Raw genomic sequence first — 13,769 nt, 5'->3', positions numbered from 1 at the left:
CCCGACCGCATCACCGCACCCCGGAGGACTCGCATGGTCACGCGCATCGGACTCGTCGGCCTCGGCAAGATGGGCAACAACATGCGGGCGCGCATCCGCGCCGCCGGCATCGAGGTGGTGGGCCACGACCCGCGGCCCGAGGTGTCGGACGTCGCGACCCTCGCCGAGCTCGTCGCGGCCCTGCCCGACGACGGTCCGCGCATCGTGTGGGTCATGGTCCCGGCGGGCGAGCCGACCCGGAGCGTCGTGACCGAGCTGGGCGGCCTGCTCGGCGCGGGCGACTTCGTCATCGAGGGCGGCAACTCGTACTACGCCGAGGACCAGGCGCGTGCCGCCGAGCTGAGCGAGAAGGGCGTCGGCTACCTCGACGTCGGCGTCTCCGGCGGGGTCTGGGGGCTCGAGAACGGCTACGGCCTCATGGTGGGCGGCGACCGCACGCACGTCGAGGCCGCCATGCCGGTGTTCGACGCCCTGCGCCCGGAGGGGCCGCGCGAGGAGGGCTTCGTCCACGCGGGCGAGGTCGGCGCCGGGCACTTCGCGAAGATGGTCCACAACGGCATCGAGTACGGCCTCATGCAGGCCTACGCGGAGGGCTACGAGCTCCTCGCCGCGAAGAGCGGGCTGGTCAAGGACGTGCACGGCACGATGAAGGCGTGGACGCGCGGCACGGTCGTGCGGTCCTGGCTCCTCGACCTCTTCGTGAAGGCGCTCGAGGAGGACCCGCAGCTCGCCGCGATCGACGACTGGGTCGACGACTCGGGCGAGGGCCGCTGGACGGTCGACGAGGCCATCGACAACGCCGTGCCGCTGCCCGTGATCTCGGCGGCGCTGTTCGCGCGCTTCGCCTCGCGCCAGGAGCAGTCCCCTGCCCTCAAGGCCGTCGCCGCGCTGCGCCAGCAGTTCGGCGGGCACGCCGTGAAGGCCGCCGACCCGGCCTGACCGGTCGGCCGTCCCCGGCACGTCCTCGCGATGTACGTCTCCCACCTGTCCCTCGTCGACTTCCGCTCCTACGAGTCCGTCGACGTCGAGCTCGCCCCGGGCGTGAACGCCCTCGTCGGGCAGAACGGTCAGGGCAAGACGAACCTCGTCGAGGCGATCGGGTACGTGGCGACGCTCGCGAGCCATCGGGTCGCCGGGGACGCGGCGCTCGTGCGCGCGGGGGCCACGCGCGCCGTCGTCCGGACGCGGGTCGTCCGGGGCGACCGGGCGAGCACCGTCGAGCTGGAGATCGCCTCCGGCCGGGCGAACCGGGCGCGGATCAACCGGTCGCCTGCGAAGCGGCCGCGCGACGTCCTCGGCATCGTGCGGACCGTCCTCTTCGCGCCCGAGGACCTCGCGCTCGTCAAGGGCGACCCGGACGGTCGTCGTCGGTTCCTCGACCAGCTCGCCGTGCTCCTGGTGCCACGGGTCGCCGCGCTCCTCGCGGACTACGAGCGCGTGCTGCGCCAGCGCGGGGCGCTCCTCAAGTCCGCGACCGCGCTCCGGGGGCGCGGCCGCGGGGCGCGCCGTCCCCTGGCCGCGGAGCCACCGCCCGACGACGACGCGCCCGAGGGCGCGCCCTCCCCCCTCGCGACGCTCGAGGTCTGGGACGCGCGGCTCGCGAGCCTCGGTGCGGAGATCACGGCGCTGCGCCTCCAGCTCGTCGCGGCCCTGACGCCGTACGTCGCGGAGGCGTACGAGCAGGTCAGCGCCGGGCAGGGCGAGGCGCGGATCGCCTACCGGTCCTCGGTCGACGAGGCGCTCGACCCGGACGGGGCCGTCAGCGGCACGCCCGCCCCGGGCGAGCCGGACCGGGACGGCGACGGACCGCCGTCGGGGCTCCCCGACGCACCGACGCTCGAGAAGCGCATGCTGGATGCCATGCGGGCGGTGCGGGCGAAGGAGATCGAGCGCGGGGTGAACCTCGTGGGACCTCACCGGGACGACGTCGTCCTCACCCTCGGCGGGCTTCCCGCGAAGGGCTACGCGAGCCACGGCGAGTCCTGGTCGTTCGCCCTCGCGCTGCGTCTCGCGTCGTACCGGCTCCTCCGGGACGGGGCACCGGCGGGACTGGACTCCCTCCTGTGGGCGGACCAGTGGGGTCCCGACGGCGAGCCTGTCCTCGTGCTCGACGACGTGTTCGCCGAGCTCGACGTCCGGCGCCGCGAACGGCTGGCCGAGCTCGTCGCGGACGCGGGCCAGGTCATCATCACGGCGGCGGTGCCCGACGACGTGCCCGCCCTCCTGGACGGGGCGCGGTTCGTCGTGCAGGACGGGACGGTGAGCCGTGCCGAACCGTGACGCGACGCCGGGCGCCGAGCCGTCGGACGCCGTGGAGGACCGGGACGGCGTGGAGCCTCGCGCCACGGGGCTGCCCGTGGGGGACGTCGTGGAGCTGACCCCGCCGGCGGAGGTGGCGAGGCAGGCGCTCAACCGGGCGAAGGCGGCGGCCCGGGCCAAGGGCCTGCGGCCCGGCCAGGAGCCGCGGCGTCGGATCCTGGCCGACCCGCCGACGTCGGGCGCTCGACCGGGTGGTCGCGACCCGCAGCTCCTGGGCGACGTCGTCGCGCGCCTGCTGCGCGAGCGCGACTGGGTCGCCGACGTGTCGGTGGGCGGCGTCGTCGGGCGGTGGCGCGAGGTGGTCGGGGACCAGGTCGCGGACCACTGCGAGCCCGAGACCTTCGAGGACAAGGTGCTCGTCGTCCGGGCGGACTCGACGGCCTGGGCGACGCAGGTGCGCCTGCTCGCACCACAGCTCCTCGAGCGGCTCGCGCACGAGGTCGGTGAGGGCGTCGTGGAGACGGTCACGGTCCTCGGGCCCGCGGGCCCGAGCTTCCGGCGGGGGAAGAAGTCCGTCCGCGGGCCGGGCCCGCGCGACACCTGGGGCTGAGTGCCCGACGGCGCGTCCTCACGCCGTCCTGCGGGCCGCGTCCGGGCGTGGGTCGCCGGAGACGACGAGGCCCGCCGTGACCGGGGGCACGGCGGGCCTCGCGGGGGTGACCGGGTCAGGTCACCGCGTCGGCGTCAGGACTGCACGCGGCGACGCAGCCAGAACACCAGGGCACCGCCGCCGACGAGCAGGGCGGCGAACGCCGCGGCACCGGCGACGGTCGCGCCCGTCGTGGCGAGCGCGGGGCCGGCCGGCGGTGCGGCCGCGTCGACGACGCCGACCGTGCCTGCGGTCGGGTTGGCGCACTCGCTCGTCGCCGGCGGGTAGGAGACGACCGTCGAGTAGGACGGGTTCACCTCGAACAGCACCTCGACGCCGTCGCGGGTCCACGCGTAGTTGCCCTCGGTCTCGACGTACGAGCCGTCCTCGGTGAGGAGCCAGCCCGGCCACTGCCGGGGCTCCTCCGCCGAAGCGCCGGGCCACAGGACGCGGCCCGAGAGCGGCTGGTCCGTGACGGTCCAGTTCTCGCCGTCGCCGGGGTTGAGGAACGTGATCGACAGGGGGGTCTCGTCGTCGACCTCGATGCCCGCGGGGAGCGAGACGGCGTAGCCCAGGTAGGGCACGTCTCCCTCGCATACGGCCGTGATCTCGCCCGCGACCAGGGCACAGTCCTCGGCGGCGGGCTGCAGGTCCGCGATCGGGAAGAGCGCGCTGCCGTCGTCGAGCAGCTGGTACCCGGCGAGGTCGGCACCGAACACGAAGCCCGTCGCCGGCGTCGCGAGCACGCCGTCGGTCCGGACCAGGTAGGTGACCTCGGGGCCGTCCGTGGGCTTCACCGGGACGGCGTCCGCCTCGCAGGACTCGATCGTCGCGGGCGGGACCGGGGCGACGGCGGTCGGCTCGACCTCGTCGTCCACAGGCGCGATGTCGCAGTCCGCGGCTGACGGGAGCGTGACGCCGAACTCGTCCAGCTCCTGGTGCGTCCAGTCGACGAGGTGGCCGTCCATCGACGAGCCGTCGGGGTACGTGATCGCCTCGGGCATCGTGTACTCGTCAGGACCACCGCGGACGAGATCCTGCTGGATACCCCAGCCCTCGCACAGGTCGACCCCCTCGAGCGTGCCCTCGGGGAGCTCCGTGAACCAGTGCTCGCCCGACTTCTGCTCCTCTGGGGAGAGCGTGAGCGTCTTGGTCGTGAGCAGGTCCTGCGGGCCGGAGTTCTCCCAGGCGGCGTCCCGGGAGGCGTCGAGCTTCGGGTACAGGTAGATGCCGACCTGGACCTCCTGGCCCTGGCCCGGGCACGCGGTCGTCCTGCCGGTGAGGACCTTCGTCCAGCCGTTCCTGCCGTGCGGGTCGTCCCACGCCTCGATGCTGACCTCCCACGAGGTCGCTCGCGTGGGGTCGGGAACGGGGTACGTCCCCGTGAAGGAGCCAGGGAACGTCTGCCTGTCGACCTGCTGGCCATCGACGGTGACTGTGACGGTGTTGTCCTTCGTGCCACGGGCGGAGTACTGGCTGAGGTTCACCGAGAGCTCGGTGCACGTGGCGCTGACGTCCGGCGTGTGGGCGGAGGCGGGGGCAGCGGTGGCCACGAGCAGGCCACCGAGCGCGAGCGCTGTCGCCGCAGCGCTCGCGAGGAGTCTCTTCACGAGGTGAGGGTCCCTTCGGAGTGAGGCCGCCCGCACGCGGATCACTCCTGCGCGGACGACGCGCGAATCATGATGGTGTGTGGTATTAGACCACTTTCAGCGCGAAATGCCGATTCCCGACTTGTCCCGAAGGGAGCGTTCCCACACCCCGGCCGTAAGGGCGTTCCGCCAGGGCTCCGGCGGCCGTGCGGGGGCATCGCTCCCCCCGGTGGACAAAGGCTGTGGACAACTGTGTGGAGGAGTCTCGACGGCGACGCGCGGATCACGTCGGGAATGCCGGTTCAGCCGCCCCCAGGAGGGCCACAATCCGCGGAATTCGGCTCGTGGCGGGTAGACTGGGGAGGTCATTCCGGGTCTGTTCACCACCCGTGCGCGCAGCCCTTCCGAGGAGGTGTGGCCGGCCGTCCACGGCCGGTCGTCCCCCGTGGCGGAGGAGCCGACGTCGACCGTGGTACGGGCCCGGAACCCTTGAGCAGCGGCGACCGCTTCCGCACGAACGCGGGCGCAGCGTGCACGACGACGAGGAGCAGTCCTGCCCGTGGCAGACCACACCGACACCGCCATCTCCGACCCGACGGCGTCCGCGGAGGCGGCACCCTCGGCGGACGGCGGCTACGACGCGAGCAACATCACCGTCCTCGAGGGCCTCGAGGCGGTCCGCAAGCGTCCGGGCATGTACATCGGCTCGACCGGCGAGCGGGGCCTCCACCACCTTGTGTACGAGATTGTGGATAACTCTGTGGACGAGGCCCTCGCCGGGCACGCGGACACGATCGACGTGACGCTCCTGGCCGACGGCGGCGTCCGCGTCGTCGACAACGGCCGCGGCATCCCCGTCGCGATCCACCCGACCGAGGGCAAGCCGACGCTCGAGGTCGTCATGACGATCCTCCACGCGGGCGGCAAGTTCGGTGGCGGCGGGTACGCCGTCTCCGGCGGTCTGCACGGCGTCGGCATGTCCGTCGTCAACGCGCTCTCGACGCGCATGGTGTCCGAGGTCCGTCGCGACGGGTACTCGTGGCGCCAGGAGTTCACCGAGGGCGGCAACCCGGTGACGCCCGTCGAGCGGCTCGAGCCGTCGGACGAGACGGGCACCACGCAGACGTTCTGGGCCGACCCGGAGATCTTCGAGACGACCGAGTACGACTTCGAGACCCTGCGGGCCCGCTTCCAGCAGATGGCCTTCCTCAACAAGGGCCTGCGCATCACGCTGACGGACGAGCGTCCCGCCCACCTCGACACGGGTGACGAGGTCACCGGCGGCGACGGCGCGGCCGACGCGGACGGCGTCTCCGAGGCGGACGACGCGACCCCGGGCGCGTCCACGCCTGCTCGCACCGTCTCGTACAAGTACGACGGCGGCCTCGTGGACTACGTCACCCACCTCAACGCGGCGAAGAAGGTCGAGCTCGTCCACCCCGACGTCATCGACTTCGAGTCGGAGGACACCGAGAAGCGCATCTCCGTGGAGATCGCGATGCAGTGGACCAGCTCGTACTCCGAGTCCGTCCACACGTACGCGAACACGATATCCACGACGGAGGGCGGCACGCACGAGGAGGGCTTCCGCGCGGCGATGACCTCGCTGGTCAACCGGTACGCGCGCGACAAGGGCATCCTCAAGGAGAAGGACGACAACCTCACGGGCGACGACATCCGCGAAGGCCTGACCGCCGTCGTCTCCGTCAAGCTCGGCGAGCCCCAGTTCGAGGGCCAGACCAAGACGAAGCTCGGCAACACCGAGGCGAAGACGTTCGTCCAGCGCGTCGTCCACGAGCAGCTCACGGACTGGTTCGACTCGCACCCGAACGAGGGGCGCGACGTCATCCGCAAGGCGATCCAGGCGTCGCAGGCGCGGCTCGCCGCCCGCAAGGCGCGCGAGGCGACCCGGCGCAAGGGCCTGCTGGAGTCGGGCGGCATGCCCGGCAAGCTGCGCGACTGCCAGTCGAACCGCGCCGAGGAGTGCGAGATCTTCATCGTCGAGGGCGACTCCGCCGGTGGTTCCGCCGTCCGCGGTCGCAACCCGCGGACGCAGGCGATCCTCCCGATCCGCGGCAAGATCCTCAACGTCGAGCGCGCGCGCCTCGACCGGGCCCTGTCCAACCAGGAGGTCCAGTCGATCATCACCGCGTTCGGCACGGGCATCGGCGAGGACTTCGACCTCACCAAGCTCCGCTACCACAAGATCGTGCTCATGGCCGACGCCGACGTCGACGGCCAGCACATCGCGACGCTCCTGCTCACGCTGCTCTTCCGGTACATGCGCCCCCTCATCGAGAACGGGCACGTGTACCTCGCGCAGCCGCCGCTGTACCGGCTCAAGTGGTCGAACGCCCCGCACGACTACGTCTACTCGGACAAGGAGCGCGACGCGTTCCTCGCGTCCGGGCAGGCCGCGGGCAAGCGGATCCCCAAGGAGAACGGGATCCAGCGCTACAAGGGTCTGGGCGAGATGGACTACTCGGAGCTGTGGGACACGACCATGGACCCGGAGCACCGCACGCTCAACCAGGTCACCCTGGACGACGCCGCGGCCGCGGACGAGATCTTCTCCGTCCTCATGGGCGAGGACGTCGAGTCCCGCCGCAGCTTCATCCAGCGCAACGCGAAGGACGTGCGGTTCCTTGACATCTGAGCAGCCGGTGCCCGCGCCCCGCGGGCGACCGGCCCTCGGACGCGCCCCGGCGTCGTCCGCGGCAGACACAGAGCCAGCCACCGAGCGCAGCGAGCACGCAGAGACGAACGAGCGAGGTAGACCGTGACCGACGAGCAGAACCCCGAGACCGAGCCCACCGCCCCCGGCGACGGGGACGAGGCGGTCGTGCACGCGGACGGCACGGCGGTCGCGGTGCACCACGGGCGCATCGAGCAGGTCGACCTCCAGCTCGAGATGCAGCGGTCGTACCTCGACTACGCGATGAGCGTCATCGTCGGGCGCGCGCTGCCCGACGTCCGGGACGGCCTCAAGCCGGTGCACCGCCGCGTGCTGTACGCGATGTACGACGGCGGCTACCGCCCGGACCGGTCGTACTCGAAGTGCTCGCGCGTCGTCGGCGACGTCATGGGCAAGTTCCACCCGCACGGCGACAGCGCGATCTACGACGCGCTCGTGCGCCTGGTGCAGGACTGGTCGCTGCGCTACCCGCTGGTCGCGGGCCAGGGGAACTTCGGCTCGCCCGGCAACGACCCGGCGGCCGCCCCGCGGTACACCGAGTGCCGCATGGCCCCGATCGCCATGGAGATGGTCCGGGACATCGACAAGGACACCGTCGACTTCCAGGACAACTACGACGGCCGCACCCAGGAGCCGGCGGTCCTGCCGTCGCGGTTCCCGAACCTGCTGGTCAACGGCTCGGCGGGCATCGCGGTCGGCATGGCGACGAACATCCCGCCGCACAACCTGCGCGAGGTCGCCGAGGGCGTCCAGTGGCACCTGGACCACCCCGAGGCGAGCCGCGAGGAGCTCCTCGCGGCGCTCCTGCTGCGCATCAAGGGTCCGGACTTCCCGACCGGCGCGACGATCCTCGGCCACAAGGGCATCGAGGAGGCGTACCGGACCGGCCGCGGGTCGATCACGATGCGCGCGGTGGTCAACGTCGAGGAGATCCAGGGCCGCGTGTGCCTGGTCGTCACCGAGCTCCCCTACCAGGTGAACCCGGACAACCTCGCCGCGAAGATCGCCGACCTCGTCAAGGACGGCCGCGTCCAGGGCATCGCCGACATCCGCGACGAGACGTCGGGCCGCACGGGCCAGCGCCTCGTGATCGTGCTCAAGCGCGACGCGGTGGCGAAGGTCGTGCTCAACAACCTGTACAAGCACACGCAGCTCCAGGACACGTTCGGCGCGAACATGCTCGCGCTCGTCGACGGCGTCCCGCGCACCCTGAGCCTCGACGCGTTCGTCCGGCACTGGACGACGCACCAGCTCGACGTCGTCGTGCGGCGCACCCGGTACCTGCTCGCCGAGGCCGAGCGCAGCATCCACATCCTGCGCGGCTACCTCAAGGCGCTGGACCTGCTCGACGAGGTCATCGCGCTCATCCGCCGCTCCCCCGACGCCGACGAGGCCCGCGCGGGCCTCATGGGGCTGCTGGGCGTGGACGAGATCCAGGCGACGGCGATCCTCAACCTCCAGCTCCGCCGTCTTGCGGCGCTCGAGCGGCAGCGCATCATCGACGACCACGACGAGCTCGAGCGCAAGATCCTCGACTACGAGGACATCCTCGCCAAGCCGGAGCGCCAGCGGTCGATCGTCGGCGACGAGCTGGGCGAGATCGTCGCCAAGTACGGGGACGAGCGTCGGACGACGATCCTCCCGTTCGACGGCGAGGTCTCGATCGAGGACCTCATCGCCGAGGAGGAGATGGTCGTCACGATCACCCGCGGCGGCTACGTGAAGCGCACGCGCAGCGACAACTACCGCGCGCAGAAGCGCGGCGGCAAGGGCGTGCGCGGCGCGCAGCTGCGCGAGGACGACATCGTCGACCACTTCTTCGTGACGACGACGCACCACTGGCTGCTGTTCTTCACGAACCTGGGGCGGGTCTACCGAGCCAAGGCGTACGAGCTGCCCGAGGGCGGCCGCGACGCCAAGGGCCAGCACGTGGCGAACCTCCTCGCGTTCCAGCCCGGCGAGAAGATCGCCCAGGTCCTCGATTTGCGCGACTACGGCGCCGCGGAGTACCTGGTGCTCGCCACGCGGCGCGGTCTGGTCAAGAAGACGCGGCTGTCGGAGTACGACTCGCCGCGCTCGGGCGGGCTCATCGCGATCAACCTCCGCGAGGACGAGTCGGGCACGCCCGACGAGCTCGTCGCGGCGCTCCTCGTGGACGCCGACGACGACCTCATCCTCGTCTCGCGCAAGGGCCAGTCGATCCGGTTCCCGGCGGGCGACGACACGATGCGACCGCTGGGCCGCGCGACGTCGGGCGTGACGGGCATGAAGTTCCGCGAGGGCGACGAGCTCCTCTCGGCCGACGTCGTCGAGGAGGGTTCCGACCTCTTCGTCGTGACCGAGGGCGGGTTCGCGAAGCGCACGCGGATCGACGAGTACCGGGTCCAGGGCCGTGGCGGTCTGGGCATCAAGGTCGCGAACCTGGTGGAGGCTCGTGGAGATCTCGTGGGGGCTCTGGTGACAGAGGCCGACGACGAGGTGCTGGTGATCATGGAACGCGGGAAGATCGTGCGGTCCGCGGTCGACGAGGTGAACCTCACGGGCCGCAACACGCAGGGGGTGACGTTCGCGAAGCCCGACAAGGGCGACCGCATCATCGCGGTCGCGCGGAACGTCGAGCGTCGCCTCGGAGAGGATCGGGATACCGTGGAGGGCGAGGACGGGACCGGCACGGCCCCGGGCGGCACCGACACGAGCAGCGCACCGACCACCGACCCGACCGCCTCGTCCGACGAGGCGAGCGGGACCGAGCCGGCCCCCGGAACCACCGAGGAAACCAGATGAGCAGCGAGAACAACGCACCGCCGACGATCACGCCCCGGCTGACCGTGCCGCGTCCCGACACGGACCCGGCCTCGCGCGCCGGGGGTGCGCCCGCGCCGAGCAAGCACGGGGAGTCGAACGGCGCGTCGAACGGTGCGGCGTCGGGCGCCGTCCCGCCGCCTCCCCCGCCCCCGCCGCCGGGCCAGTCTGCGGGCCGGGCCCCGAGCCAGGCCGCCCCGGAGCGCGGGGTCGACGACGACGGCATGGAGCGCGCGTCCGGCGAGAGTCGCGTCGCGGTCGCCCGCGCCGGCGCCGTGAAGGCTGCCGCCGCGGCCATCGCCGCGGCGAAGAGCGCGGCCAAGAAGGTCTCGGCGGCGGTCCCGGCCGCCCCCGCGGAGACCGACCCCCAGCCCGGCCACGACGAGATCGACGACGAGACGGTGAGGCGCGTGCCCACGACCAGCGCGGCAGCGCCGAGCGCCCCAGCGGCGTCCACGAACACCCCGGCGCCGGCGGCGATGCACTACTCCGCCGCGGGCGTCTCCGGATCGGCGACCCCCCTCACCGGTGCGACGCCCGCCGTCGGCCCGGCGACGGGCGCGACGCCCACGGTGCGGCACGACGGCGGCCCGCGCCGCGTCCGGCTCGCGGTCTCGCGCATCGACCCCTGGTCCGCGATGAAGCTCGGCTTCCTGCTCGCCGTCGCGATCGGCATCATGACCGTCGTCGCGACGGCCGTGGTCTGGTACGTCCTCGACGGGATGATGGTCTTCGCGAAGATCGAGGACCTGTTCACGCAGATCGTCGGGACCGAGACGGACGTGGACATCCAGCAGTACGTCGCGTTCGGGCGTGTGATCTCCATCGCCACGCTGCTCGGCGTGGTGAACGTGGTGATCATCACCGCGCTGTCGACGATCATGGCGTTCCTGTACAACATCGTCGCCGCGCTGGTGGGCGGCGTGCACCTCACGCTCACCGACGACTGACCGAGGACGGCTCCCGGACCGGGGGCCACGGGCCCTCGGTTTGGGTCTGCGGCTCCCGGTGGGGTAACCTCAATCGCTGCCTGCGAGCGGAGCGGCCCCCCGGGGCTGTCCGGCGAGGCGCGTACGGGCCTATAGCTCAGACGGTTAGAGCGCTTCCCTGATAAGGAAGAGGTCAGAGGTTCAAGTCCTCTTAGGCCCACTGCCGAACCCACTCGAGGGGGAACGTCATGAAGAAGCTTCTCGTCCTGCTCCTCGCCGCCGGCGCCGGATATCTCCTGTGGCGCAAGTACACGGAGGACAACGCCGAGCGTGACCTCTGGGCAGAGGTCACCGACACCTTCGAGTGAGCACGTCTCACTCCTGACCGGCCCCTGGCCGCGTCACCCGGGGCCATGGCGCAATTGGTAGCGCACCTGCTTTGCAAGCAGGGGGTTGGGGGTTCGAGTCCCCCTGGCTCCACTCCGTCGACCAGCATCGAGAACTTCGATGCTGGTCGTCTTCGTCTGACACCTCTCTTCGCGAGTGCGCGGCTCCGGCGCGTGCGGCGTGCTCCTCGATGGCGTCGTGGCAAGCTCTCGACGTGGAGAAGCTCGGCCGGCGGCGCGCATGGTTGCTCATGGCCGCGGGAGAGAACCGCGGCCACGGTGGTCATTCGGGCTACGACGATCAGTACGACGCGTACTACTCCTGGGACAGCAACGTGCCCAACCACAAGAACCTTCGGGTGGGCGACCCGATCGCCCTGTGGGACAAGGTGCGCCTCCTCGGCATCTCGGTCATCGAGCAGATCGACACCTCACCGGGCCAGAAGGTGCTCAACAGGTGCCCGGAGTGCGGGACGACGCGAATCTCCCTCCGCAAGAGGGCTACGCCGCGCTATCGGTGCATGAAGTGCGGTGCAGCGTTCGAGGCTGCGAGAGCCGACGTCGCCGAGGTCGAGCTCTACACGGCCCGGTACGACGCTGCGTGGACCTCGCTCGAGGGAGTCCTGGACGAGCACGAGATCCGCGCGGTCCAGACGAATGCCGTGGACATCAACGCGATGCGTCCGTTGGACTGGGACGCGTTCCGCGACGCGCTCGCCCGCAAGGACGCCGACCGTGCCCTGAGCCGCGTGCAGGGGCGACTCCCGGATGCCGTGTGGAGCGACGGCGCGGGTGTGACGCTGGAGCTCTCGGGTGGGTTTCGCCGTTCGCTCGTGCGCGTCAGACGCGGGCAACGTCAGTTCCGGGCGCATCTCCTGTCGAGCCAGGGAAGCACCTGCGCGTTCACCGGCGGTGCGCCGGAACGAGTCCTCGACGCGGGACACCTCTACAGCTATGCGCGGCTCGGCGAGCACCACGCGCACGGTGGGCTCATGCTTCGCCGTGATATCCACAGGCTGTTCGACGACGGGATGCTCGCCGTCGATCCCACCACCCTGAGGATCGACGTCGACAGCGAGCTCGCGGCGTTCCCGCAGTACGCGTGCCTCGATGGCAGGCCGTTGCAGCTCGACCTCCGAGAACAGCAGGTCGACTGGCTCGGCAAGCACTGGGGCGAGCATCGTGCGACGGCCTCGAGGGCGCCGTAGGACACGCCACTCGGTGACCGGGAGCCCCATCGTCCCGAGACGACGCCGGGCCCACCTCGCGGTGGGCCCGGCGTCGTGCGTGCGTGTCCAGCGTGCCGCTCTGGCGGGGTCAGACGTCGTCGGCCTTCTTGGCCGCGTCCTCCGCGGCGTCCTCGGCCGCCTCGCGGGCCTTCTTGGCGGCGTCGCCCAGGTCGTCCTTCGCGTCCGCGGCGGCGTCCTTGGCGGACGAGGCCGCGCTGCGGGTCGTGCTGCGCGCGCGACTGGTGGCCTTCTTGGCCGCGTCCTTAGCGTCCGAGACGGCGTCGCTGACGCGGTCGCTGACGTCGTCGCGCACCTCGGCGGCGCGCTCGGCGAGCTTGTCGGTCGCCTCGCGGCCCTTCGCGACGGCGACGCCCGCGGCCTCGCCCAGCGACTCGGCGGCGTCCCCGACGGCGTGCCGGGCGTCGCCGACGACGTCGTCGAAGTGGACCTGCTGCTCCTCCTGCTCCCACGGCTCGGCCCAGGGGTCGGTCGTGGGCTGTGCGCGCCGGTAGAGGACGTAGCCGACGCCCGCGGCCGTGACGCCGCCGGCGATCCACCAGAGGGTGCGGCCCTTGCCCTTCGACGCGTCGGCCTCGGCGGCCTTCGCCGCGGCCTTGTCGGCTGCGACAGCGAGCTTCGCCGCGGCCTTCTCGGCTGCCTTGTCGGCATGCTTCGCGGCCTTCTTGCCGGCCTTGCCCGCGGTCTTCTGCGCCTGCTTCGCCGCCTCCGCGGCGGCCTTCTGCGCCTCCTTGGCGAGCTTGCGGGCCTTCTTGCCGGTCGCCGCTGCCGTGGCCGCGGACGCGGCGGCGGTCGCCTCGGCCGCGTTGTCGGCCGCGCGCTGGGCGGAGTCGGCGGCGCTGGCGGCGGCGGCGTTGAAGCTGGCGACGATCTTGGGCAGCACCTCGTCGACGAGCTTGTCGTGCGCGGTGTCGATGGCGGGCGCGGCCTTGCCCGCCGCCTTCTCGACGCGCGGTGCGGCGGCCTGGATGCTGTCCTGCCACGCCTTCTCGACGCGCGGCTGGAGCCACTCGAGGAACGCCTCCACCTTGGGCGTCCCCCACTCCTTGGCCTGCACCGCGGCGTCCTTGGCCTGGTCGGCGAGCTGGCTCGCCGCGCTCTGCGCGGTCGCGGCGGCCTGCGCGGCCTGGTCCTTGAGCTTCTCGGTGTCGATCGACTCGAGCGTGTCCTTGACGGAGTCGCTCGCTGAGCGAGAACGGGTCATGCGTGCTCC

10 protein-coding genes and 2 tRNA genes are annotated in these 13,769 nt (G+C 71.9%); 10 read left to right on the top strand and 2 right to left on the bottom strand.

Going from position 1 to position 13,769, the window contains the following annotated elements; genetic code table 11:
- Positions 1 to 33 precede the first annotated feature (33 nt).
- From gnd to ACTJIY_RS09485, 3 genes are all read left to right on the top strand, one after another.
- On the top strand, positions 34 to 939 hold the full coding sequence (gene gnd / locus ACTJIY_RS09495; RefSeq protein WP_440673652.1) for a phosphogluconate dehydrogenase (NAD(+)-dependent, decarboxylating): 906 nt from the start codon (positions 34 to 36) through the stop codon (positions 937 to 939).
- Positions 940 to 969: 30 nt separating this feature from the next.
- Positions 970 to 2,280 carry a DNA replication/repair protein RecF gene (gene recF / locus ACTJIY_RS09490; RefSeq protein ID WP_440673653.1) on the top strand — a complete coding sequence of 437 codons (1,311 nt, stop codon included), beginning with the start codon at positions 970 to 972 and terminating at the stop codon, positions 2,278 to 2,280.
- An 88-nt stretch (positions 2,281 to 2,368) separates the two neighbouring features.
- Positions 2,369 to 2,869: a DUF721 domain-containing protein gene (locus ACTJIY_RS09485; protein ID WP_375823488.1), complete on the top strand. Its 501-nt coding sequence runs from the start codon at positions 2,369 to 2,371 to the stop codon at positions 2,867 to 2,869.
- Positions 2,870 to 3,003: 134 nt separating this feature from the next.
- Here the strand turns inward: ACTJIY_RS09485 and ACTJIY_RS09480 are convergent, their stop codons facing one another.
- The gene (locus ACTJIY_RS09480; RefSeq protein ID WP_440673654.1) at positions 3,004 to 4,518 is read right to left on the bottom strand and encodes a hypothetical protein; all 1,515 of its coding nucleotides are present in this window, start codon (positions 4,516 to 4,518) and stop codon (positions 3,004 to 3,006) included.
- 562 nt (positions 4,519 to 5,080) lie between these two features.
- On the opposite strand from ACTJIY_RS09480, the gene gyrB reads away from it, so the two are divergent.
- From gyrB to ACTJIY_RS09445, 7 genes are all read left to right on the top strand, one after another.
- Positions 5,081 to 7,153, top strand: coding sequence for a DNA topoisomerase (ATP-hydrolyzing) subunit B (gyrB, locus tag ACTJIY_RS09475; protein ID WP_253052478.1), 2,073 nt, complete (start codon positions 5,081 to 5,083; stop codon positions 7,151 to 7,153).
- 186 nt (positions 7,154 to 7,339) lie between these two features.
- The gene (gene gyrA / locus ACTJIY_RS09470) at positions 7,340 to 9,976 is read left to right on the top strand and encodes a DNA gyrase subunit A (RefSeq protein ID WP_440673697.1); all 2,637 of its coding nucleotides are present in this window, start codon (positions 7,340 to 7,342) and stop codon (positions 9,974 to 9,976) included.
- Positions 9,973 to 10,944 carry a DUF3566 domain-containing protein gene (locus tag ACTJIY_RS09465; RefSeq protein ID WP_440673655.1) on the top strand — a complete coding sequence of 324 codons (972 nt, stop codon included), beginning with the start codon at positions 9,973 to 9,975 and terminating at the stop codon, positions 10,942 to 10,944. The genes gyrA and ACTJIY_RS09465 overlap by 4 nt, the downstream gene beginning before the upstream one ends.
- A gap of 125 nt (positions 10,945 to 11,069) precedes the next feature.
- Positions 11,070 to 11,143: transfer RNA gene (locus tag ACTJIY_RS09460), tRNA-Ile, on the top strand.
- 28 nt (positions 11,144 to 11,171) lie between these two features.
- Entirely contained in the window at positions 11,172 to 11,291 is a 120-nt protein-coding gene (locus ACTJIY_RS09455) for a DLW-39 family protein (protein ID WP_208863433.1), read from the top strand.
- 39 nt (positions 11,292 to 11,330) lie between these two features.
- Positions 11,331 to 11,403 (top strand) — tRNA-Ala (locus ACTJIY_RS09450).
- A 121-nt stretch (positions 11,404 to 11,524) separates the two neighbouring features.
- Positions 11,525 to 12,517: an HNH endonuclease gene (locus ACTJIY_RS09445; RefSeq protein ID WP_440673656.1), complete on the top strand. Its 993-nt coding sequence runs from the start codon at positions 11,525 to 11,527 to the stop codon at positions 12,515 to 12,517.
- Positions 12,518 to 12,626: 109 nt separating this feature from the next.
- On the opposite strand, the gene ACTJIY_RS09440 is transcribed toward ACTJIY_RS09445, so the two are convergent.
- Complete coding sequence (locus tag ACTJIY_RS09440; protein WP_440673657.1) at positions 12,627 to 13,760, bottom strand: hypothetical protein; 1,134 nt, start codon at positions 13,758 to 13,760, stop codon at positions 12,627 to 12,629.
- Between the last annotated feature and the right edge of the window lie 9 nt (positions 13,761 to 13,769).

Source organism: Cellulosimicrobium sp. 22598, assembly GCF_052044445.1.
Taxonomy (GTDB): Bacteria; Actinomycetota; Actinomycetes; order Actinomycetales; family Cellulomonadaceae; genus Cellulosimicrobium; species Cellulosimicrobium cellulans_G.
Note: the sequence above shows the minus strand (reverse complement) of the source record. Positions and strands in the feature narration are given on the sequence as shown.